The organism is Brevundimonas nasdae, assembly GCF_019395145.1.
Taxonomy (GTDB): Bacteria; Pseudomonadota; Alphaproteobacteria; order Caulobacterales; family Caulobacteraceae; genus Brevundimonas; species Brevundimonas nasdae.
Genome location: NZ_CP080034.1, coordinates 2,704,631 through 2,727,191 on the forward strand (window position 1 = coordinate 2,704,631; position 22,561 = coordinate 2,727,191).

Sequence of the window (22,561 nt, forward strand, 5' to 3'; positions counted from 1 at the left end):
GATTCGAAGATGTCGCCGCGCAAACCCGCCCTGATCGCCGCCTTTGCCATGCTGACGCTTGGCGCCGCCGCCTGCACCCAGGCGGAACAGAACAAGGCCGAACAAAAGGCTGACACGGCCGCCAAGGACACCAAGGCCGCCGCCGCCCAGGCCGGTGAAGTGGTCGAGTCCGGCGCCATGAAGGCGGCTCAGGCCGTCGAGAGCGGCGCGGGCAAGGTCGCCGACAAGCTGGAGGACAATCAGGCCAAGGCCGCCGCCGAAGGCCGCCCCGGCGCCGTCGATCCGGCGACCGATCAGCGTGTGCCCGCCAAGAAATAGGCCCGCGTCAGCCTGCGGGCGCTTCGACGCCTTGCGCCGGACGGCCCTCGGCCAGCAGGGCGTCGATCAGGGCGTGCGCCTCGGCGCTGTCCCAATCGGCGCCGCCTGAGAAGACCGCGCGGATGCGGCCTTCGCGGTCCAGGAAGATGGTGCTGGGCATCGCGCCCTTGCCCGGGAACTCGAACGGCAGCTGGAAACGCATGTCGCTGTAGAAGGGCAGAGGCGCATGGTCGGCCATGAAGCCCTTGGCCTCGGTCGCCGCCTCCGGCGTCGCATCAACATTGATCGGCAGAACGATCAGGTCCGTATCCGCCCGATAGGTTTTGGCCAGGGCCGCCAGGGTCGGCATCTCTTCGCGGCAGGGGGCGCACCACATGGCCCACAGATTGACCACCACCACCTTGCCCCGGAAGGCGTCGAAGCGCACCGCCGTGCCATTGCGGTCGCGGAACATGTATTCCGGCGCCGGTTTCAGCTCAGCCGGGGTCTGCAACGCGGCCAGAGGGCCCACAGCGTAGCGCGACAGCTCGCTTTTCGGCGCTTCGGACGTCTTTGCGGCCTCAGAGGCTTGCGTGTCCTGCCGATGATTGGCGTATAGCGACATCGCCATTCCCCAGGCGCCGGCGAGCGTGCTGACCAGCACGATCGCGCCGATGCCTGCCCAGATCGCCTTTCTCGAGCCGCTCATGACTGAATCCACCTCTGCCGACACCAAACAACAAGGCGGATCGACTGCGCCGGTCCGGCCTGCGGGTCAAGACATGTGGGGCGGACGCTTTTCGTCGCGCCCCGCCGAAATCATGCAGGCGATCAATGTCTCAATCGGCGTGGACCAGCGCCTGTGGCGTCAGGATCTGGCCGGTTCGCGCGCCCACTGCCGGATGCTGGCCAAACAGGGCATCCTGCAACAGGCCGACGCCGACGCCATTCTGGGCGGACTGGACGCCATCGAATCCGAGATCACGGGCGGGACCTTCCCCTTCCGCGACCAGTTCGAGGACATCCACATGAATGTGGAGGCGCGCCTGAATGAGCTGATCGGCGAACCGTCGGGCCGCCTGCACACGGCCCGCAGCCGCAATGATCAGGTGGCGCTGGACTTCCGCCTATGGGTCCGCGACGCCTGCGACCGCTCGGTCGCCCAGCTCAAGGGCCTGCAGGCCGCCTTGCTGGACCGCGCCGAACAGCACGCAGGCGACCTGATGCCGGGCTTCACCCATCTTCAGACCGCCCAGCCCGTGACCCTGGGCCACCACCTGATGGCCTATGTGGAGATGTTCGGCCGTGACGCAGGCCGCTTCAATGACGCCCGCGTCCGCATGAACGAAAGCCCGCTGGGCGCGGCGGCCCTGGCCGGTTCGCCCTTCCCCATCGACCGCCACATGACGGCCCAGGAACTGGGCTTCGACCGGCCTATGGCCAACAGCCTGGACGCCGTGTCGGACCGCGACTTCGCACTGGAAAGCCTGGCCGCCGCCTCGATCACGGCGGGCCACCTGTCGCGTCTGGCCGAAGAGATCGTGGTCTGGATGACGCCGATGTTCGGTTTCGCCACTCTTCCCGACGACCTGACCACCGGCTCGTCGATCATGCCGCAGAAGCGCAACCCCGACGCCGCCGAACTGGTGCGCGCCAAGACGGGCCGGATCATGGGTTCGCTGGTCGCCCTGTCCACGGTGATGAAGGGCCTGCCTCTGGCCTATTCCAAGGACATGCAGGAGGACAAGCCGCCGGTGTTCGAGGCCTTCGACGCCCTGGATCTGGCCCTGAACGCCATGACCGCCATGGTCGCGGCGCTTCGTCCCAACACAGAGCGGATGGCCGCAGCCGCAGGCGCGGGCTTCTCGACCGCCACCGATCTGGCCGACTGGCTGGTGCGCGAACTGAACCTGCCGTTCCGCAAGGCGCACCATGTCACCGGTGCCGCAGTGAAACAGGCGGAAAGCCTGGGCGTGGACCTGTCGCAATTGCCGCTGGCCGAACTGCAGAAACTGGAGCCAGGCGTCACCGAAGCGGTCTACAAGGTCCTGACCGCCGAGGCTTCGTGCCAAAGCCGCCAAAGCTATGGAGGCACCGCGCCGGAACAGGTCCGTGCGCGCATCGCCGACTGGAGGAACCGTCTGTGACCCTGATCCGCAAGACCAGCCTGATCGCCGTGGGCGCTCTGGCCCTCATGGCCTCCGCCTGCGGGCGCATGGCCGATCTGGAATCACCGCGTCCGGCGCCGGAACGCGCCACGCGCGACCGCTGGGCCAGTCACCTGCCCGAACCCGCCACCGTCAACCGCCCGTCCAGCAGCATCCCCATCGACGGCGGCCCCTCCAACCCGATCGGCGCCGGCGCCGCACAGAACGATCCACGTTAAACCTTGCACCATTTCGATCTCAAGGACGGCGCCCTGCATGCCGAGGGCGTACCGCTGGACACCCTGGCCGACGAGGTGGGGACGCCCGTCTATGTCTATTCCACCGCCACGCTGAAGCGGCACTACAGCCTGCTGCGCACCGCCGCCGACGCCCATACGGACGCGCTGGGCGAGGCCCTGATCGCCTTTGCGGTCAAGGCCAACTCCAACCTGTCGGTGCTGGCGACCCTGGCCAAGCTGGGCTCGGGCGCGGACACGGTGTCGGAAGGTGAAATCCGTCGCGCCTTGGCGGCGGGCATTCCGGCCGAGCGGATCATCTTCTCCGGCGTGGGCAAGACCGATCCCGAACTGGCCTTCGCCATTGCTGTCGGCGTGCGCCAGATCAATATCGAATCCGGTGCGGAGCTGGACCGCCTGATCCAGGTCGCCGCCATGATGAACGCCAGCCCGGCCATCGCCGTGCGCGTCAATCCGAACATCGGCGCGGGCGGTCACGCCAAGATCACAACCGGCGGCAAGGGCGACAAGTTCGGCGTGCCGGTCGAGGAGGCGTATGAACTCTACGCCCGCGCCTCCGCCTCGCCCCATGTCACGCCCGTGGGCCTGGCCTGCCACATCGGCAGCCAGATCACCGACCTGACGCCGCTGGAGGCCGCCTTCCGCGTGCTGGCGCAGATGACGCACAAGCTGCGCGCCGATGGTCATGCCGTGACCCGGCTGGATCTGGGCGGCGGTCTGGGCGTGCCCTATTCCGGCGGGGTGAACCCGCCCTCGCCTGCCGAATATGTGGCCATGGCCGCCCGCGTGTTGGAAGGTCTGGAGGTCGAGGCAGCGTTCGAGCCGGGCCGTCTGCTGGCCGCCAATGCCGGCATTCTTCTGACCGAGGTTGTTCAGGTCAACGAACGGTCCGACGGACGGCGTTTCCTGGTGCTGGACGCGGCAATGAACGACCTGATGCGCCCGGCCCTCTATGACGCCTTCCACGACATCGCGCCCGTGCGCCCCCGCGAAGGCGCGGCCATGGACTATGATGTGGTCGGCCCTGTCTGCGAGACCGGCGACACCTTCGCCCGCGACCGCTCCCTGCCGCCGCTGGAGGCCGAGGATCTGGTCGTCATGACCGGCGCTGGCGCTTACGGCGCGGTCATGGCCAGCGAATACAACAGCCGACCTCTAGTGCCGGAAGTCCTGGTCGACGGCGACAAGTGGGCGATCATCCGCGCCCGCCCGACCTATGAGGAAATGCTGGACCGCGAGCCTTTCGCAGACTGGCTCTAGTCGTGTGGCGAGTGATTAGCGGCGAGTGGTGAGTAGAGGCTGCTGGACGTCTGTCCGACCTCGTCACTCGCCGCTCTCTACTCGCCACTTAGGATCAATCCATCGCGCAGATGTCGGGCAGGCCGCGCAGCGATCCGGCGTGATCCAGTCCGTAGCCGACCAGGAAGCGGTTCGGCGCCTCCCAGCCGACGAAGTCCGGCTCGGGCGCGCGGGGCTTGGGCCAGGGCTTGCGGGCGAAGACGCAGGTCAGGACCTCTGACGCCCCGCCCTCCTTGGCGATGCGCACAGCCTCGGCCAGCGACAGGCCGGTGTCGAACACATCATCCAGGATCAGCACCCGGCGGCCGGCGATCGGACGCTGGAAGGGCGCATAGACGTTGATCTGCCCCCGGCTGGTCTTGTCATCGCCATAAGACGACAGCCACAGGGCGTCGAAACGGATGTTCCGGCCCACGCGTGACAGGGCGCGGGTCAGGTCGGCGGCGAACCACAGACCGCCGGTCAGCAGCACGGTCGCCACCGTATCATCGTCGATGACAGGTGCGATGCGGTCCGCCAGGTCGGCGACGATGCGGGCGATGTCGGCCTCGGGCAGAAGAACCGTCGGCGTCGGGGAGGTGTCAGCCATGATGCGAGGCGATACCGCCTAGCCGTGGCCCGTGTCCACCATGTGAATCGGTTTGGCCTCAACCGGAGGCGTCACGCTCTGGCCGCCGACGCCGGGCGCCGTCGCCGGACGCAGGCCGTTGGCCGCCGCCGAACCCGGCGCCGGAGCCACCTCCGTCGGAGGGAAGGGCGCAGGCCCGCGCGAGACATCGGCGTTGAGGACCGGCGCACGGGACACCACCGACAGGCCGTTGGCGTCGGCCTGACGCTGCGACGCGGGCTGATTCGCGCGAGCCTTGGACGCAGGGGCGACGGCGAGGAAATTCACCCCGATGTCGGCGGTCGCCTGGCCCGGATCGGCGATGAGGGCGGCGAAACCCTGAACCTTGCCGGGCAGGACCGGCGCGGCGTCGATCTGCACCACCTTGATGCCGATCTCGGCCCCGTGCTCGTCCAGCAGGGATACGCGGATCGGCGGGGCGACGATTTCCCGGTCGCGCACATTCCTCAGGGCGCCGGACACCACCACCATGCCGGGGCTGCTGGGCACGTCCTTGGCGCTCAGGGCCTCGAAATCCAGACCCACCGCATTCACCGGCGCGCCGACATTGGCGTAGGCGGCGGCGGCGCGCGGGAAAATCTCGACCACCTCCACGCGGAACAGGAAGGCGGAAATGATCAGGGCGGCGAAGACGCTGGCCAGTCCGGCCCAGACGGCGCCATGGGTCGCCGCCCGACGCAGGCGACGCTGCTGTTCGGCGCGGGCGCGGAAGGCCCGGGGCAGTTCGGGCGCCGGGGTCTCGGCCAGGCTGGCCGGTTCAGCCTCGGGTTCAGTCCTGTGAATGACGCTGGGTTCAGGCGCGACGGTCAATTCCAGCGGCTCGTCATTGGTCGCGCGCCAGACTTCGCCGCACGATTGGCAGCGCACCTTGCGGCCATTTGGACCGACAGTGTCGTCCGCAATGAAATAGCTGGTGGCGCAGGACGGGCAGGTCAGTATCATGTCGTCTGACTGCGAGGCTTGCGCCCCCTCCCGAGAGGCGCGATCTCGCACCCCGTCCCTGAAACCAAGCCCATGCCGTCCTCGCCCGCAAGCGCCGTCGAAACCACCGCCACGCCCGAGACCGTCCGCCTGTCGGGCGTTGGTTTCGGCTATGCGGGCGCGCCTGACGTTCTGCGAGACGTTAACCTCATTTTGCCGCGAGGCTCTTTCCACTTCCTTACCGGACCGTCGGGGGCGGGAAAGTCGTCGCTGCTGCGGCTTCTGACCCTGGCCGAACGGCCGCGAAAGGGCACAATCCGCCTGTTCGGCGCAGATGTCACGCAGATCGAACGGCGTGATATTCCCGCCTTCCGCCGCCGCATGGGTGTCGTCTTCCAGGAGTTTCACCTGCTCGACCACCTGTCAGCCTTTGAAAACGCGGCCCTGCCGCTGCGGCTGACGCATCAGCGTGAGGCGGCCTATGCCGCCGATGTGGCCGAGATGCTGAAGTGGGTGGGCCTGGGCGACCGCATGGACGCCCTGCCGCCCGCCCTGTCCGGCGGCGAGAAACAACGGCTGGCCATCGCCCGCGCCGTCATCACCCGCCCCGGCCTGATCGTCGCCGACGAACCGACCGGCAGCGTGGACGGCGTGATGGCCGAAAAGCTGCTGCGCCTGTTCCAGTCGCTGAACCGGCTGGGTGCCACGGTCCTGATCGCCAGCCACGACCAGGCCCTGGCCGAACGCTCCGGCGCGCGCGTGCTGCGGTTGGACCGGGGGCGGCTGGCGCCGACGGAGCGCGCCGCCGCATGATCCGTCTGTCTGTCCTGCGCCTGCCCTCTCTGCGCCTTTCGAGTCTGGGCCTTTCGGGCTTTCGCCTGCCCTCCGGCCGTCCCGGCCTGCTGCCCCCCGCCGCTGCGGGCGAGCCGTGGCTGATGACGGTCATCGCCGTGCTGTGCTTCCTGGCCTGTCTGGCCGCCGTCGCCGCCTCCGCCGCCGACCGCGCCGCCCACGGCTGGGCCCGGCAGCTGGGATCGGAGGCCACGGTCCAGGTCCGCCCCCGCGTGGGCGAGACCGGCGACACCGCCGCCGCCCGCGCCGCCGAGACCCTGGCCGGGGTCGACGGGGTCGAGGAGGCCGCCGCCCTGTCGCGCAAGGACGCCGAGGATCTGCTGCGCCCCTGGCTGGGCGACGCCGTCCTGCCCGACCTGCCCCTGCCGCATCTGGTGACCGTGCGTCTGAAGGCGGACGCGCCCGCCAGCGCCGTCACCCTGAGCCGCGCCCTGGCCGCCGCCGGACTGGACGCCACCGTCGACGACCACAGCCTGTGGCGCGGCGAGGTGGAACGCTCGGCCGCACTGATCACCACCCTGGCCGGGGCCGCCTTCCTGGCCACCGCTTTCGCCGCCGCCGCCGCCATCGCCTACGCCACCCGTGCGGGCCTGGCCGCCGGTCGCGGCGTGATCGAGACCCTGAGCCTGAACGGCGCCACCGACGGCCGGATCGCCTGGCTGTTCCAGCGCCGTTTCGCCCTCCTGGCGGCGGGCGCAGGGGCCATCGGCGCCCTGCTGGCGGCGCTTCTGCTGGGCTTCCTGCGTTTCCTGGGCGGGTCGGGCGGCCTGAGCCAGGCCCTGCCCATCGCCTGGGGCGATCTGCTGCTGCTCTCGCCATGCCCGCTGCTGGCCGCTACGGTGGCGCTTCTCGCGGCCAGATTCGCCGCCATGCAGGTATTGGGATCGGCAAGAGGCAAGGGATGAGGCTGCTGACCGTCATCGGCGTCGTCGCCCTGATCTGGCTGGTCGGCCTGTTCGCCTTCGCACATCGGGTGCGCGAGCTGACGCCCGCCGACGATCCCGCGCGCGCCGACGCCATCGTGGCCCTGACCGGCCCCTCGGCCGAACGGGTCAACGCCGCCATCCGCCTGCTGGAGCAGGGCAAGGGCGAGCGGGTGCTGATCTCGGGCGTCAACCGCGAGGTCCGCCGCCAGGAGCTGCGCGAACTGACCCCCGGCTCGACCAAATTGTTCAACTGCTGCGTCGACCTGGGCTTCGAGGCCGAGGACACGGTCGGCAACGCCCAGGAGATCGCCTCATGGGCCCGGGCCAAGGGCTACACCCACCTGATCGTGGTCACCTCGGACTATCATATGCCGCGTTCGCTGGTTGAGCTGCGCGGCCAGCTGCCGGGCGTGGAGCTGACGCCCTTTGCTGTTTCGACGCCGTCGCTGGACAATGCGCGCTGGTGGCGGGCCGTGGTTTCCGCGCGGCGCATGACGCTGGAATACATGAAATATCTGACCGCGCTGGGCCGCGAGGGGGTGCGTCGCCTGACGCGCGACCGCTCCACCGTCCGGGCCGTCGCCGCCGATGCGGACACACCAGAAAAGGCGCCCGCCTAAGTGAACACCCTGCGCTCTCTCCTCTTCACGGCCTGGCTCTATCTGTCGATGCCCGTCGTCGCCATCGGCCTGTCGCCCGCCCTTCTGATGCCGCACAGCGTCGTTCGCGGCGTCATCAAGCTGTGGGCCAGGAGCGTTCTGTTCGGCCTGCGCTGGATCGCGGGCGTGAAGGTCGAGTTCCGAGGGCTGGAGAACCGCCCGTCCGGCGCCGCCTTGGTGGCGTCCAAGCACCAGGGCATGCTGGACATTGTCGCCCTGCTGGCGGTGCTGCCGGACGCGTGCTTCGTCATGAAGAAGGAGCTGATGCCCCTGCCCTTCTTCGGCTGGTTCGCCTGGAAGGCCAAGATGATCGCCGTGGACCGCGCCGGCCACGCCAAGGCGCTGAAGGACATGACCCGTCAGGCCAAGGACCGCCTGGCCGAAGGCCGCCAGATCGTCATCTTCCCGGAAGGCACGCGCAACGCGCCTGGCGTTCCCGGCGACTACAAGCCCGGCGTCGCCGCCATCTATCGCGATCTGGAAGGCCCCTGCTGGCCCGTCGCCACCAACTCCGGCGTCCACTGGCCCGCCCACGGTTTCCGTCGTTATCCGGGCACCGTGGTGTTCGAGTTTCTGGAGCCCATTCCGGCCCAGTTGAAGCGGGGCGCCATGATGTCGTTGCTGGAAAGCCGCATCGAGACGGCTTCGACCGCCTTATTGGAGCCAAAAACCGCGCTAGTGCATTCCGCACCGGCCTGATCCTCCCCGCGTTCGGGCGCCGCAATGGAAACGCCCGATGATCCGCACCCTTATTCTCACCGCCGCATTCGCCGCCGTCGCCGGATCGGCCCTGGCCCAGTCCCAGCCCTATGAGGACGTCGAGGCGCCCAAGACCTGGCGGGTCGAGGTCGGCGGAGGGATCACCCACGGCTTCAGCCCCACCGGCAATACGGGCGACGACATCAACTACACCGCCTGGGGTTCGGCCAACTACAAGAACATCTTCTACGCCAACGGCCTGGACGGCCTGGGCTGGAATGCGATCAAGACCGACGACTTCAACGCCGGGGTCCAGCTGCGTCCCCGCTTCTCGGCGGGCAAGATCGAGGGCTCCAGCCTGGATCGCCCCGGCCTGGGCGCCGACGCCGCCCTGTACGCCTACAAGCGTTTCGGCGGGATCGTGGTCGGCGGCCATGTGGCCCAGGACGTCAGCGGCGACGACGCGGGAATGCAGTATTTCGCCTCGGTCGGCCATCAGCGCGTGACCCCGGTCGGTCTGCTGCGCGTCAGCGGCTATGTCACCGGCGGCAATGACGAGCGCCTGCAACGCTACTTCGGCGTCACCCCGGAACAGGCGCCGGGCAGCGGCTATCAACCCTACCAGGCGTCCGGCGGCCTGTCGGGCGCCGGGGCCGTGGCCTTCCTCGCCATCCCGGTCGGCACGCGCTTCGGCGTCGGCGGCTTCGTCAACTACGAACAGCGCCTGGGCGACACCAAGAACAGCCCGCTGGTCGACGACGACCACGTCTGGCGCGCAGGCCTGATCGGCGTGGTGCGGTTCTCCAGCGCGGACTGAAGACGCTTACCGATATTTCACTCGCCAATCGGTGTGTGCTGGCTGAAACACCCGGTCGATACGGATGACCGACGCAGTGAGATCATGAGCTTCAAAACCAGGCTGGCCTGCACCTTGGCGACCGCAGCCCTGATGGGCGCGGCCCCGCTGGCCGCCCCTATGTCAGCACAGGCGCAGTCCGTCACGCTGAAGCCAACCACAGACGGGCTGAGCGCGAGCATACGCCTGACGACGCCGACCACCCGGTTCAGGTTTCAGGACGCCGGTGTGGCGCGCGACGACTGGATCGCCCCGACACGGGACGCCCAGACACGGGACGCCCGGCTGAGCGGCGACGCAGTTGAAGGCGCCGGCGACGCCTTCGATCGGTTCACCCTGCTGTTGAAGCCAGACACCACCGAAGAAGGGCGCGGCTATATCGCCGTGACCCGCGTGGGCGACGGCTATCTGCTCTTCGCCCCGGCCCTGACCGGTGCGGACGATATGCTGCGACTCACCCTCGACGCGCCCCAGACCTGGACCCTGTGGCCCGCGAACGACGTCAGCGGCTATGTCTATGTCGGTCCCGCCGCCCGGATCGAACAACGCGTGGGCGGGGCCGCGATCATGGCGCCCGGCCTGTCGCCCCAGGTGCGGACAACCGCGCTGGACACCCTCGACACGGCCGTCAACTTCTTCGGCCACAGGTTCGGCGCACCGCCCAAGCCGCCGACTCTGGTGTTCACGGATCAGGGCGCGGGCCCCATATCCTTCCGCGCCGACGTGACCGACACAGAGGTCATCTCCGCCCGTCTGCACGGCGACGACTGGGCCGAGCCGACGGACAGCGCCCTTTCGGACATCCGCCTGCTGGTCTTCCATGAATCCGTCCATCTGTGGAACAGCCATTTCGCCGTCCCCGCCGAGGGCTCGCCCTGGCTGCATGAAGGAGGGGCGCAGTATCTGGCCCTGGTCGCCGCCTCTTCGACCGGCGTGCTGAACCACGAGGACGGCCTGGACGCGATCAGCGCCAGCCTGACCAACTGTCGCCGTGCTGTGGGGCAGAGCCGCAGCCTTGCCGAACGCATCGCGGGCGGCCCGGCCATGTACGACTGCGGCGTGACGATCCAGTGGCTGGCAGATCTGGAGTTGCGCCATGCCTCAAACGGCCAGCGCGGCGTCATCGACGTTTGGCGCGACCTGATCGCCCAGGCCCGTGCGGGACGCCCCGATTATGGTCCCGCCGACTTCGTGAGCGCCCTGCCCGCCGGGTCGGCGGTCCCGGCATTGTTCGACGCCCCCGCAGATCAGCGCTGGTCTGCGCTTGAGGCGCGCCTGACCGCCCTTGGAGTCCGTTGGGAGAACCGGCCCTCGCGCCAGACCTATCTGATGGCGGCCCTGTCGCACCTGAACGCCAGCAACTGCGCGCCGGGGGTGAGCAAGGGCTATTATCTGCGCGACGGCTATGTCCAGATGGACAATGATGCGGCCTGCGGCGCCTTGGCGGGCGATCTTGAGTTGGGCAAGATCGAAGGCTTCGATCCCATGGCCGACGCCCGGCCGATGTTCGAAGCGGTTCAGACCCGGTGCGCAGCCGGCGAACCCGTCCGCTTCACCGCACGCGGCCAGACCACAGTGCGCGAGGCCCTGTGCAAGACCCCGCTGGCCACGCCTCTGGCCTATGCCCTGACCATCGCGCCGCCGTTGGCGACGCAGGACTGACCGGCATGGTGCGCGTTTCCAAGCTGGATTGAGCCTCAAACACCCTTTGTGCGCCGCTCGCGCCAGGCCGGACGCGAGCGGCGCACAATCACGACCTACTGCGCCGCGAACTCGCTCAACGCATCGATCACTGCGCGGTTCTGGTCTTCCGTGCCGATGGTTATGCGCAGGGCCTGCGGCAGGCCATAGCCGCCGACGGGGCGGACGATGATGCCCTTGGTGTTCAGATAGTCGTTGGCGGCGGCGGCGCGGTCGGCGTCCTCGAACACCACCAGCACGAAGTTGCCTGCGCTGGGCAGAACCTCAAAGCCGAAGCCGCGCAGGGCCTGGGTCAGGCGCGGCTTCCAGTTGGTCACCAGATCGCGCGACGCCGTCTGGTGCGCGGTATCGGAAAGGGCCGCCGTCGCCGCCTCCAGACCGGGCACGGAGACGTTGAACGGCAGACGGATGCGGTCGATGGCCTCGGCCACCGCCAGCGGCGCATAGCCGAAGCCGATGCGCAAACCGCCCAGACCGTGAATCTTCGAGAAGGTGCGGGTGACGACGATGTTCGACGCCGCCGTGGCCAGCGGGAAGGACGTCTCCCAGTCGGCCTCGGTCACATATTCGGCATAGGCCTCGTCGACGACCAGAATGACGTGCGACGGCAGGGCGGCGTGCAGGCGGCGGATCTCCTCGCCCGTGTTGTAGCTGCCGGTCGGGTTCGACGGGTTGGAGACATAGACGATCTTGGTCCGCTCATCGACCTGGGCCAGCAGGGCGTCGACCTCGGCCTTGTAGTCCGGCTCGGGCGCCAGCTTGACCTGGGCTTCGCAGCCAAGGGCGCTGATCCGATAGGCGAGGAACCCGTACTGACCGCAGACGATATTGTCGCCCGCCGTCAGATAGGTCTGGTTCAGCAGGGCGAAGACCTCGTCCGAACCATTGCCGAAAATCAGGCGTTCGGGCTCCAGCCCGTGCAGTTCGGCGACGGCGGCGCGCAGCTTGCTGGCCCGGCCATCGGGATAGATGTGGATGTTCCTGACGGCGGCCTTATAGGCGGCGCGCGCCTTTTCGCCCGCACCCAGCATGTTCTCGTTCGAGGACAGCTTCATCGGCTCGGCCACCCCGGCGATGGACGACTTGCCGCCGACATAGGGCGCGATGTCGAGGATGCCGGGCTTCGCCACGGGGCCTTGTGGTGCGGTCGCGTCGGTCATGAAATGCCTTGAGTCAGAAGATGGGGGTAGCGCCGATGACGCCGGTCAGGCGGCCGGGGGCGTCGCTCAGCCGTCCGTCCTCGGGTTGCACATAGCCCGTCAGCACAAACAGCTTCAAGCCGCCTGCCGCCGCCAGCGGGTCCGCGATCAGGCCGGACTGGCCCAGGGCGTCGACAATGCGGGCGTCGGGCAGGCCGCTGTCCGTGACCCAGAAGCTGCGGTCGTCGCCGGTCGGGCCGGACTGCTCCCTGGACACCAGAAAGGCCTGCGGGCGCGCGCGCCGGTCATCCGGCAGGGCGGCGATGATCCGCAGGTCGGGTCGCGCCAGCAGCCGCCCCCACCATGGGCGATCCGATGACAGGTCCAGCAGGCCGCGCGCCCCGGCATCCACCGCCTTCAACACCTCATCCGCCGCCATGGATCGGGCGGACAGGCCGTAACGATCCGCCGCCAGCACAGTGGCCAGACCGCCGCTGGCGGCCATCACGGGACCGCCCGCCGCCTCGATCCGACCCCACAGGGCTTTCAGCACGGCAGCCTCAGCAGGCGAGACGCCGTTCAGCAGTTGGCGCAAGGCGATGGCGCCCGCATCCGTGCGATCACGCGGCCCAGCGGCGACACGGGCGCGCACGGCCTCAACCACCGCCCGGTCCAGCGCCAGCAGGGCTTCGTCAGGCTGGGGTTCGTCGAGCAGGCCCATCAGAACAGCTTGGGCGCCGGGGCCAGCGAGAACGGCCCCAGCCAGGCGCGCCCATCGCGGAACACCAGGGTCAGGGCCATGTCGTCCTTGCCTGCCGCCTGAGTCGCGCCTGCCGCCGCCGCGGCGCCCGCCGCCCCGATCCGGTTGGCGACGCCGCCGCGCGATTCCAGCAGACCGGACAGGGCGGGCAGCGGCTTTTGCGACTGCAGCGCCACCTGGCCGATCAGCCGCCCGTCCGCATCGGCGCGCAGGACATCGCTGCTCAGGGTGGCGCGACTGGCCCCGGCCTGAATATCGCCGCGCAGATTGCGGAAGGTTCCGCCCCCCCGCGTCCAGACCGAGAAGACCCCCGCCGCATCGCCGCCCTTCAGCAGACTGGCCTGGCCGATGGTGGCCTCAAGCTGCAGGGTCAGCATGCCGTCCTGCGCGAAGCCCTCGACAGGACCATCGGCGCGGCCCTGGCCGTCCACCAGACGAAACATGACGTCGATGTCGTCACCCGGCGTGGTCGAAGCGGCCAGATGCGGGCGGGTGTAGAACTCGATCCGCGCGGCGCGGGCAATGGGGAAGGGCTCGCCCTGAGGCGCCACGGTGAAGACCGGATTGACCATCTCCAGCGCCAGATTGGGCCAGCGCTGGTCGATGCCGCTGGCGCTCATGCGGATGGCGTCGCCTGCGACCGCCACCTCGCCCTTGCCTGCCCGGGTCAGCACCAGCCCCTGCGGCGCGACGATCACCCATTTGGTCGGCTGATAGGCATTGGCCTCGGCCGCCAGCTCCAGCGCCGACACCGCATGATGCGACGGCGCGCCGATGGTCACGTCGCGCAGACCCACGCGGGCGCGGAACGGCCAGCCGGATATGGTCTTCTCGGAAAAGCGGACATCCCAGCCCGCCTGACGCATGGCGGCCGCCTGGGTCTCGATCTGTCTGTCGATCTGGTGCGTCAGATAGATCCACCAGCCCGTCCACGCCGCCAAGGCCAGCAACACGATGATAAAGGGCGCATATAGGCCCTTGCGGCTGTGCGGCTTGGTCGGGGCGTCAGTCATGCGATCTCCGGGTTCAACGCCCTATAGCGCAAGGATCGGCGCCGACATAAGAGCGGTTCAGGCGGTCAGGTCCGCCAGACTGGCCCCCGCAGCACGCACGGCCTCGTCCGGCGCGACCCCCAGCAGCAGGCCGCGCTGGCCGCCGTTGATCAGCACCTGGTCGAACAGGATGGCCGTCTCGTCCATCACCGTCGGCACGGACTTGCGCTGGCCGAAGGGGCTGACGCCGCCGACCTTGTAGCCGGTCAGGCGTTCGGCGTCGGCGGGCTTCATCATCTGGGCCGACTTGGCCCCAAGCGCCGCCGCCAGCTTCTTCATGCTGACCTCGCAGTCCGAGGGCACGATGACGCAGGCGGGCTTGCCGTCCGCCAGGGTCATCAGCGTCTTGAACACCTGTTCCGACGCCTTGCCCAAGGCCTGCGCCGCCTGCAGTCCCACGCGCGGCGCGTCGGGATCATAGTCATAGGGGAACAGCTCAAATGCGATCCCGGCCTTGGTCAGGGCTAGGGTCGCGGGCGTGGTCTTCGACATTTCAGGTCGTCTCGGGATTGAGGAAGGTCTTGGTCAGCTCGACCGCATCGGCCAGCCCCATGCGCTGCACCTCGGTTCCCGGCGGCAGACTGGCGAACAGGCGGGTGGGGGTGGCGGCGTCCAGCATCAGGAACACCCCCTTGTCGTCGCCGCGCCGGATCAGCCGACCGAAGGCCTGGCCGATGCGGGCGCGGGCGATGGCGTCGTCATAACCCTTTCCGCCCAACCGTTCACGCCGCGCCTTGTGCAGCAGGTCCGGGCGCGGCCACGGCACACGGTCGAAGGCCAGAACCCGTAAAGACCGCCCCGGCACATCGACCCCGTCGCGCACGGCGTCGGTGCCCAGCAGGCATGAGTTCTCCTCGACCCTGAACATGTCCACCAGCGCCCCGACCTCCAGCGGATCGACGTGCTGGGCGTAAAGCGGCAGGCCCGATTTCGCCAGATCCGGCCCCAGCCGCTCATAGACCGCCTTCAGACGACGGATGGCGGTGAACAGGCCCAGCCCCCCGCCGCCCGCCGCCAGGAACAGTTCGCGCATCGCCGCCGCCGTCTGGCGCGGATCATCCTTGACCAGATCATTGACGACGATGACCCGGCTGTTGGCGGCGTAGTCGAACGGGCTTTCGACCTTCAGGGTGCGGGGCGGATCGATCAGGCGCGCCGATCCGGTCCGCATCCGCGCCAGATCGAACGGATCATCCTGCAAGGGATCGGACAGGGTCGCCGAGGTCACCAGCACCCCGTGCGACGGCACGATCACGGCGGCCTCCAAGGGCACGGTCGGGTCGATCCAGTGGCGACGCAGGGCCACGTCGTGGATGCGGCCAAAGGCCGTCTCCGCCGACAGCCAGTCGACGAAATCGGGGTCCGGCTGGTCGCCGCCGTCCTCCAGCGCCGCCAGCATAGAGCGCCAGCCCGGCAGGGTCATGCGGGCGCGCCGGTCCAGACCGCGCAAGGCCCCTTCGATCCGCGACCGCTGCGAACCGTCCAGTTCCGCCGCCTCATCGTCCAGAATGTCTTCCAGGTGCCGCGACAGGGCCAGAAGCGGCGCCTCAATGGCCGCCAGCGCCTGGGCCGCCGCGCGCGCGGCCTCGGCCACCGGCTCGGTCACCGGCTTCAGCGCGCATTCCATGCCGAACTCGGCGCCGCCATAAGGATTGGTCTCGGCGGTGCGCGCCCTGAGCTGGTTCAGGGCGGCGGCCAGAAACGCCTCAATCGGCCCGATGGGGTTCACCTCGCCCGAGGCGGGCGCGACCCGGCCCGACACGCCCTCGCCCGGCAGGCTGGCGGCGGCGCGCACGGCGTCCTGCAGCGATTTCAGCGCCGTCTCATTGTCATTGACCATGTCGCCCAGACGCTGTTCCAGCCCGCGCCCGCGACGGCCCTTGCCCTCCGGCCCGCGTATCCAGCGGCGCAGTTCCGCCGCCTCTTGCCCGGACAGACAGGCGGAGAAGGCGCTGTCGGCGGCGTCGAACAGGTGGTGGCCCTCGTCAAAGACGATCCGTTTCAGGGCCGCCGTCTCGCCGTCCTGTTTCTGGCCTCGCGCCGAACGCGCGCCGTCGAACGCGGCCTGGGTCAGGACCAGGGCGTGATTGGCCACCACGATGTCGGCCTTGCGGCTGGCGCGGATGGTCTTTTCGACGAAACAGGTGCGGTAGTGCGGGCAGGCGGCGTGGACGCATTCGCCGCGCCGATCCACCAGATTGGCCGCCCCCGCCGCGTGGGCTGCAGGCAGGGCGAACAGGCCGGGCAGCCAACCGGGGAAGTCCCCGCCCGTCATGTCGCCGTCACGCGTATGCACCGCCCAGCGGCCGGCCAAAGCCAGCCCGATCAGGTCGCCGTTCCCCAGTTGGGCCGCCTGCACCATGTCCTGCAGGTTCAGGACGCACAGGTAGTTTTCGCGGCCCTTGCGGATCACCGCCTTCTTCCTGCGCTCGGCCGGATCGGGCCACAGCGAATGGCTTTCGCGGTCGATCTGGCGTTGCAGGGCGCGGGTGTAGGTCGAAATCCACGCCGCCCCCTGGTTCCGCTCGGCCCACAGGGAGGCGGGCGCCAGATAGCCCAGGGTCTTGCCCGTGCCCGTCCCCGCCTCAGCCAGCAGAACGCGGGGCCGCCCCTCTTCGTTACGCGGCGAAAAGGCGAAGGCGGCCTCGGCGGCGTAGTCGGACTGGGTCGGGCGCGTCTCATCCAGCCCCGAGGCCTGCAGCAGTTTCTCCAGCCGGATGCGGGCGCTCTCGCTGTCGACCGGCGCGGACCCGGCCTCGCCGCGCGGGGCCTCGTCCTCCCACTCCGTCAGGCGCGTCCAGACATCCAGACCCGAGCCGCGATGCTGGCGGATACGCACCCCGCCCGCCTCCAGCGCCTGCACGACACGTTCGCCCCAAGCCCAGCCCGCGCGCTGCATCGTCAGGGCCAGGACATAGGCGGCCTCGCGTTCCGGATAGGCGGGCGCGGCCAGTTCGCCCAGCAGGGCGGCGGCGGCGTCACGCAGGGCCGTGGCCTGTTCCTCGGGCGACTTCGGCTCCGCCCGCCCCAGCGCCAGGGCCAGTCCCGTCGGCGACGGAGCGCAGAACCGCGCCGGGCGCACGAAGGCGTACAGCTCCAGCACATCCATCAGATCGGACGACCGGGGCGGCGGCGTCAGGCCCAGCCGTCGCGCCGTCAGGGACGCATGGGCGACCAGAACCGGCCCGGCGGTGAAGAAGCCTTCGGCCGCGCCGCGCCCGATCTTTCGCGCGCCCGCCTCATCGCAGACGGCCCCCGCCCCCGGCGGCGTCGCCAGCGCAGGCGGCAGGTCCAGCCGAAGTTCGGGCCCCGTTCGGGTCGTTTCTGCAATGACGGATTCGTCTGACACAGCTGATAGATAGCGAGCCTGAGACCGAAACGGAACGGGAACATCTAGCGACCGACGCTCCGGCGCGCTAATTGTAAGCCATGGCCGCCAAGACGAAGCTTCTGACACCCAAGGGCCTGTTGGCCGTGATCCTGCTGGCGGCGGCGCTCGTCTCCCTGATCGGGTTCGCCGTCTGGCCGATGCTTGGCGCCGCTCTGGCTCAGGATTCCTGCCTCGATGCGGGCGGGGCATGGAACGGTCGGGCCTGTGTGGGCGCTCGGTTGGGGTGACGCCGCTTCCCCCGCTTTTCGCCGACTGGTTCGCCAGCCGCGGCTGGTCGCCCCGGCGACATCAGCTGGAGATGGTCGCCGCCGCCGAGGCCGGTTCGCACGCCCTGCTGGTCGCCCCGACCGGCGGGGGCAAGACGCTGGCGGGGTTTCTGCCCAGCCTGATCGATCTGGCGGAACGCGGGCCGCGCCCCGCGACCGGCCCGGGGTCTGGGGTCCACACCCTGTATCTGTCCCCGCTGAAGGCCCTGACCACCGACGTCGAACGCAACCTGATGACGCCGATCCGCGAGATCGGGCTGAACATCCATGTCGAGACCCGCACCGGCGACACCAAACAGTCCAAGCGCCAACGCCAGCGCGATTTCCCGCCCGACATCCTGCTGACCACGCCCGAACAACTGGCCCTGTTCTGCGCCTGGGAAGGCGCGCGATCCTATTTCGCCGATCTGAAATGCGTCGTGCTGGACGAGGTGCACGCGATCTGGAGCGGCAAGCGCGGCGATCTGCTGGCCCTGGGGCTGGCGCGGCTGCAGAGTTTCGCACCCGCGATGCGCCGCGTGGGATTGAGCGCCACCATCGAAGATCCCGACCTGATCCGGGAATGGCTCAGCCCGTCTGCGCTAACGGGAGAAGACGGCGTGACGCTGGTGCGCGGCGATCCCGGCGCCCCTGCGGTGATCGATGTGCTGATTTCGGAGGGCAAGGTGCCGTGGGCGGGCCACACCGGCCAACACGCCATCCCCGAGGTCTATGCCGCCATCCAGCGCGCCCGCCTGGCCCTGATCTTCGTCAATACGCGCTGGCAGTCCGAGTTCGTCTTCCAGCAGCTGTGGGCCGTTAATGACGACAATCTGCCCATCGGCCTGCACCACGGATCACTGGCCGCCGAACAGAGGCGCAAGATCGAGGCGGCAATGGCGCGGGGCGACCTGCGGGCCGTGGTCTGCACCTCGACGCTGGACCTAGGGATCGACTGGGGCGACGTGGACCTGGTCATCCAGATGGCGGCGCCCAAGGGCTCCAGCCGTCTGGTCCAGCGCATCGGCCGCGCCAACCACCGGCTGGACGAGCCGTCGCGCGCTCTCTTGGTGCCCGCCAGTCGGTTCGAAATGCTGGAATGCCAGGCCGCGCGCGAGGCTGTCGCCGACAACGCCTTCGACTGGGAGCCGGTCCATATCGGCACACTGGACACCCTGGCCCAGCACGTCATGGGCGTGGCCTGTTCCGAGCCGTTCGACATGCAGGCGCTCCATGACGAAATCCGCACCTGCGGACCCTATCGCGACCTGACCTGGGAGCAGTTCGAGGAGGTCGTGGATTTTGTGGCCACAGGCGGATACGCCCTGCGGACCTACGACCGGTTCGCCCGCATCGTCCGCACACAGAATGGCCAGTGGAAGGTCCGCAATCAGCATATCGCCCAGCGCCACCGCATGAACGTCGGGGCCATCGTCTCCGCCGGAAATCTGAACGTGCGCGTGGCGTCGCGGCGGGGCGGCGGCGGAACCCGCGCCTGGGTCGGCGGGCGCAAGGTGGGCGAGGCCGAGGAATGGTATTTCGAACAGCTGACGCCGGGCGACACCTTCCTGTTCGCCGGTCAGGTCTGGGCCTTTCAGGGCATCACCGGGACCGACGCCCTGGTCACCCACGCCAATGACAAGGACCCGAAGATCCCCTCCTGGGGCGGGGCCAAATTCCCGCTGTCGACCTCGCTGGCCGACCGGGTGCGCACCATGGTGCAGGACCGCGACCACTGGCGCGTCCTGCCGCCCGACGTGCAGGAGTGGCTGGAGCTGCAGGAGACGCGCTCGGTCATTCCGGATGCCGAATCCATGCTGGTCGAGACCTTCCCGCGCGGCAATCGCCACTTCATGGTCGCCTATCCGTTCGAGGGGCGGCTGGCCCACACCACCCTGTGCATGCTGCTGACACGGCGGCTGGACCGGCTGGGCGTCGGCCCATTGGGCTTTGTCGTCACGGACTATTCATTCGCCATCTGGTCGATCAAGCCGATGGACCGGATCGATCTGGACGCCCTGTTCCAGCCCGACATTCTGGGCGACGACCTGGAGGCCTGGCTGGAGGAAAGCTTCATGATGAAGCGGTCCTTCCGCAACTGCGCCCTGATCTCGGGCCTGATCGAGCGTCGCCTGCCGGGCGCGGAGAAGACGGGGCGTCAGGTCACCTTCTCCACCGACCTGATCTATGACGTGCTGCGCCGCCACCAGCCCGATCATCTGCTGCTGAAGACCGCCCGCGCCGATGCGGCGTCGGGCCTGCTGGACGTGGCGCGCCTGGGTCAGATGCTGACGCGGATCGAGGGCCGCATACGCCCCATCGCCCTGTCCCGCCCGTCGCCGTTCAGCGTGCCGGTCTTGGTGCAGATCGGGCGCGAGCGCGTGGGCGGGGACACCGCCGAAATGATCCTGGACGAAAGCGCCGACGCCCTGATCGCCGAAGTGATGGAAGACGCCGCGTGAACGCCGCCCTGCGCCAGACCCTGTCGCCCGCCCGCAAGCCCTGCGGCGCCCTGCGCGTGCTGATCGCGGGCGAGACCTGCGACCTGCGTTGCTCCGGGGCCCTGTGGCTGCCGGCCTATCGGACCCTGATCGCCGCCGACCTGCATCTGGAGAAGGGCTCCGCCTTCGCCGCACGCGGCCAGTTGCTGCCCCCCTATGACAGCCGCGCCACCCTGGACCGGCTGGAGGCCGAGATCGCCGAGTTGAATCCTGACACGGTCATCCTGCTGGGCGACAGCTTCCATGACGCCCGGGCCATCGCCCGCATGGCCGCCGCCGACCGAGCGCGGCTGGACCGGCTGGCGGCGGGTCGCGACTGGCTGTGGCTGGAGGGCAACCACGACCGCGAGGCCCTGGCGCAGATGGGGGCCGACGTACGTCTGCCCGGCGCCGTCGTCGGTGACATCAGCCTGGGTGCGCTGCGCCTCACCCACGAGCCGGAACCTCTCGCCACCGCCGACAACCGCCATGGCGAGGTCGCCGGGCACCTGCACCCCTCGGCCCGCGTCGTCGCCTATGGCCGAGGCGTGCGCCGCCCCTGTTTCATCACGGACGGTTCGCGCCTGATCCTGCCCGCCTTCGGCGCCTTCACCGGCGGGCTCAGCGTGCGTGACCCTGCTATCGCCGACCTGTTCGCCCGCGAACCCCTGATCGCCGCCCTGGGCCGTGACCGGGTCCACGCCCTGGCCTGGAAGAAGCTGTCCGGCGACCGATAATAAAACCCGGGTGATATTGATTTGGGCGTAAGCTGCCGCTAAGGGGCGCATCCACGCTGCGGATCGCCGCGCGTTCAGGACACGTCGAATGCAACACGATCTCACACAGGGCTCTATCACCCGGCGCCTGCTCGGGATGGCGTTCTTCATCGGGCTGGGACTGATGTTCCAGACGCTCTATTATCTGATCGACCTCTATTTCGTGGGGCGGATCGGACCGGCGGCCCTGGCGGGAGTCGGCCTGGCGGGCGTGGTCTTCTTCCTGGTCATGGCCGCGTCGCAGATGGTGACGGTCGGAACCATGTCCCTGATGGCCCGCGCCATCGGCGCCGGGGACCATGCGGGCGCCGAGGCGATCTATCGCCAGGCCATGTTGTTGTCGGTCGTGCTGGCCGTCTCGACCCTGATCGCGGGATACGCCTTTGGCGGCATGGCGATGCGCAGCCTTTCGGCCGACCCGCTGACGGCGAAGGAAGGCGCGGCCTATCTGCACGGCTTCCTGCCCGCTCTGGCCCTGATGTTCCCGACCGGAACCATGGGCGCCGCCCTGCGCGCGGCAGGGGTCGTGCGTCCGACCATGATGGTCCAGTCGGCCACCGTCCTGCTGAACGCCGTGCTCGCCCCCGTGCTGATCGCAGGCTGGGGTCTGGGACTGCCGCTGGGAGCCTTCGGCGCCGGTCTGGCCAGCGCGATTGCGGCGCTGGCGGGCTTCGTCGGGGCGGTCGTGATCTTCAGCCGCGTCCAGACCGTGATCGCCCAGCCCATGCGCCTGACGCCGCCCGATAGCGCGGTCCTGCGCCGCATCGTCGGCATCGGTTTCCCGGCGGGCGCGCAGTTCCTGCTGCTGTTCGTCTCGATGAGCCTGACCTACGGCTTCATCCAGCATTTCGGCGCCGAGGCCCAGGCCGGGTTCGGCGTGGGATCGCGGGTCATGCAGGCCGTCTTCCTGCCCGCCATGGCCATCGCCTTTGCGGTCGGCCCCATCGCCGGTCAGAACTATGGCGCGGGCCAGTTCAGCCGCGTCGTCCGCACCGTGCGCGACGCGGCGGCGATCGGCTCGGGCATCATGCTGGCCCTGACCCTGGTCTGCCAGTGGAACGCACCCCTGCTGGTCGCCCCCTTCGCCGCCGACCCCGCGACCGCCACTATCGCCGCCCACTATCTGAAAATCGTCTCTCTGGTCTTCGTGGCCTCGGGACTGGCCTTCACCGCATCCGGCGCCTTTCAGGCCCTGGGCGACACCCGCCCATCGCTGATCGGCGGCGCGGTTAGGCTTGCTGTCTATGCGGGATCGATGGTCTTCCTGGTCACCCAGCCGTGGAGCAGGCTCGAACATTTCTGGTGGGCCGCCGCCGTCGCCTCGGCCGCCCAGGCCGCCGTCGTCATCCTGTTCCTGCTGCGCCAGATGAAGACCAAGCTGTCAGGCGCGGACAGGACAGCCCCCGCCGCGGCAAGCGCAGAATAAAAAAGACCCGGACGACGGCGCGAACCGTCGTCCGGGTCAGGCGGCTCAGT

At 69.1% G+C, this 22,561-nt stretch carries 22 protein-coding genes; 14 read left to right on the top strand and 8 right to left on the bottom strand.

All coding sequences use genetic code 11. The features are described 5' to 3' along the window. The first annotated feature begins 9 nt into the window (after positions 1-9). Entirely contained in the window at positions 10-318 is a 309-nt protein-coding gene (locus tag KWG56_RS13155) for a hypothetical protein (RefSeq protein WP_219355102.1), read from the top strand. Positions 319-325: 7 nt separating this feature from the next. On the opposite strand, the gene KWG56_RS13160 is transcribed toward KWG56_RS13155, so the two are convergent. Continuing rightward, complete coding sequence (locus tag KWG56_RS13160; RefSeq protein ID WP_219355103.1) at positions 326-1,006, bottom strand: TlpA family protein disulfide reductase; 681 nt, start codon at positions 1,004-1,006, stop codon at positions 326-328. Between the two features lie 73 nt (positions 1,007-1,079). Here KWG56_RS13160 and argH point away from each other — a divergent pair, with 73 nt between their 5' ends. From argH to lysA, 3 genes are read left to right on the top strand one after another with little or no spacing between them, the layout of a single operon-like run. Then, entirely contained in the window at positions 1,080-2,444 is a 1,365-nt protein-coding gene (gene argH, locus KWG56_RS13165) for an argininosuccinate lyase (protein ID WP_219355306.1), read from the top strand. Next, a complete protein-coding gene (locus KWG56_RS13170; RefSeq protein WP_244999514.1) occupies positions 2,441-2,683 on the top strand; it encodes a hypothetical protein in 243 nt (80 codons plus the stop codon). The genes argH and KWG56_RS13170 overlap by 4 nt, the downstream gene beginning before the upstream one ends. A 3-nt stretch (positions 2,684-2,686) precedes the next feature. Next, positions 2,687-3,961 carry a diaminopimelate decarboxylase gene (gene lysA, locus KWG56_RS13175; RefSeq protein ID WP_201099557.1) on the top strand — a complete coding sequence of 425 codons (1,275 nt, stop codon included), beginning with the start codon at positions 2,687-2,689 and terminating at the stop codon, positions 3,959-3,961. 94 nt (positions 3,962-4,055) lie between these two features. Here the strand turns inward: lysA and KWG56_RS13180 are convergent, their stop codons facing one another. After that, positions 4,056-4,589, bottom strand: a complete 534-nt coding sequence (locus tag KWG56_RS13180; protein WP_219355104.1) for a phosphoribosyltransferase — start codon at positions 4,587-4,589, stop codon at positions 4,056-4,058. 18 nt (positions 4,590-4,607) lie between these two features. Continuing rightward, a complete protein-coding gene (locus KWG56_RS13185; protein ID WP_219355105.1) occupies positions 4,608-5,570 on the bottom strand; it encodes an MJ0042-type zinc finger domain-containing protein in 963 nt (320 codons plus the stop codon). A 72-nt stretch (positions 5,571-5,642) separates the two neighbouring features. On the opposite strand from KWG56_RS13185, the gene KWG56_RS13190 reads away from it, so the two are divergent. From KWG56_RS13190 to KWG56_RS13215, 6 genes are all read left to right on the top strand, one after another. Next, a complete protein-coding gene (locus tag KWG56_RS13190; RefSeq protein WP_201099560.1) occupies positions 5,643-6,362 on the top strand; it encodes a cell division ATP-binding protein FtsE in 720 nt (239 codons plus the stop codon). After that, complete coding sequence (locus tag KWG56_RS13195; RefSeq protein WP_219355106.1) at positions 6,359-7,306, top strand: cell division protein FtsX; 948 nt, start codon at positions 6,359-6,361, stop codon at positions 7,304-7,306. Before KWG56_RS13190 ends, KWG56_RS13195 begins: the two co-directional genes overlap by 4 nt. Then, on the top strand, positions 7,303-7,947 hold the full coding sequence (locus KWG56_RS13200; RefSeq protein ID WP_219355107.1) for a YdcF family protein: 645 nt from the start codon (positions 7,303-7,305) through the stop codon (positions 7,945-7,947). Before KWG56_RS13195 ends, KWG56_RS13200 begins: the two co-directional genes overlap by 4 nt. Next, positions 7,948-8,685, top strand: coding sequence for a lysophospholipid acyltransferase family protein (locus KWG56_RS13205; RefSeq protein WP_219355108.1), 738 nt, complete (start codon positions 7,948-7,950; stop codon positions 8,683-8,685). It abuts the gene before it with no gap. Positions 8,686-8,722: 37 nt separating this feature from the next. Then, entirely contained in the window at positions 8,723-9,502 is a 780-nt protein-coding gene (locus KWG56_RS13210; protein ID WP_219355109.1) for a MipA/OmpV family protein, read from the top strand. Positions 9,503-9,586: 84 nt separating this feature from the next. After that, the gene (locus KWG56_RS13215; protein WP_219355110.1) at positions 9,587-11,203 is read left to right on the top strand and encodes a M61 metallopeptidase family protein; all 1,617 of its coding nucleotides are present in this window, start codon (positions 9,587-9,589) and stop codon (positions 11,201-11,203) included. 95 nt (positions 11,204-11,298) lie between these two features. On the opposite strand, the gene hisC is transcribed toward KWG56_RS13215, so the two are convergent. The 5 genes from hisC to KWG56_RS13240 are packed head-to-tail and all read right to left on the bottom strand — an operon-like array spanning position 11,299 to position 17,542. After that, positions 11,299-12,402, bottom strand: coding sequence for a histidinol-phosphate transaminase (gene hisC, locus KWG56_RS13220; protein WP_219355111.1), 1,104 nt, complete (start codon positions 12,400-12,402; stop codon positions 11,299-11,301). 13 nt (positions 12,403-12,415) lie between these two features. After that, a complete protein-coding gene (locus KWG56_RS13225) occupies positions 12,416-13,102 on the bottom strand; it encodes a hypothetical protein (RefSeq protein WP_219355112.1) in 687 nt (228 codons plus the stop codon). Beyond that, positions 13,102-14,154, bottom strand: a complete 1,053-nt coding sequence (locus tag KWG56_RS13230) for a DUF2125 domain-containing protein (RefSeq protein WP_219355113.1) — start codon at positions 14,152-14,154, stop codon at positions 13,102-13,104. Before KWG56_RS13230 ends, KWG56_RS13225 begins: the two co-directional genes overlap by 1 nt. Before the next feature lie 57 nt (positions 14,155-14,211). Further along, positions 14,212-14,685 (bottom strand): Cys-tRNA(Pro) deacylase, encoded by a 474-nt coding sequence (gene ybaK, locus KWG56_RS13235; RefSeq protein ID WP_219355114.1) that lies wholly within the window; start codon positions 14,683-14,685, stop codon positions 14,212-14,214. 1 nt (position 14,686) lies between these two features. Beyond that, a complete protein-coding gene (locus KWG56_RS13240) occupies positions 14,687-17,542 on the bottom strand; it encodes an ATP-dependent DNA helicase (protein WP_219355115.1) in 2,856 nt (951 codons plus the stop codon). An 80-nt stretch (positions 17,543-17,622) separates the two neighbouring features. Between KWG56_RS13240 and KWG56_RS13245 the strand changes: the two genes are divergently transcribed. From KWG56_RS13245 to KWG56_RS13260, 4 genes are all read left to right on the top strand, one after another. Continuing rightward, positions 17,623-17,811, top strand: coding sequence for a hypothetical protein (locus KWG56_RS13245; protein WP_219355116.1), 189 nt, complete (start codon positions 17,623-17,625; stop codon positions 17,809-17,811). Then, the gene (locus KWG56_RS13250) at positions 17,772-20,291 is read left to right on the top strand and encodes a ligase-associated DNA damage response DEXH box helicase (protein WP_219355117.1); all 2,520 of its coding nucleotides are present in this window, start codon (positions 17,772-17,774) and stop codon (positions 20,289-20,291) included. Before KWG56_RS13245 ends, KWG56_RS13250 begins: the two co-directional genes overlap by 40 nt. Further along, positions 20,288-21,046 (top strand): ligase-associated DNA damage response endonuclease PdeM, encoded by a 759-nt coding sequence (pdeM, locus tag KWG56_RS13255; RefSeq protein ID WP_219355118.1) that lies wholly within the window; start codon positions 20,288-20,290, stop codon positions 21,044-21,046. Before KWG56_RS13250 ends, pdeM begins: the two co-directional genes overlap by 4 nt. Positions 21,047-21,134: 88 nt before the next feature. Beyond that, entirely contained in the window at positions 21,135-22,511 is a 1,377-nt protein-coding gene (locus KWG56_RS13260) for an MATE family efflux transporter (RefSeq protein ID WP_219355119.1), read from the top strand. The last annotated feature ends 50 nt before the right edge of the window (positions 22,512-22,561 follow it).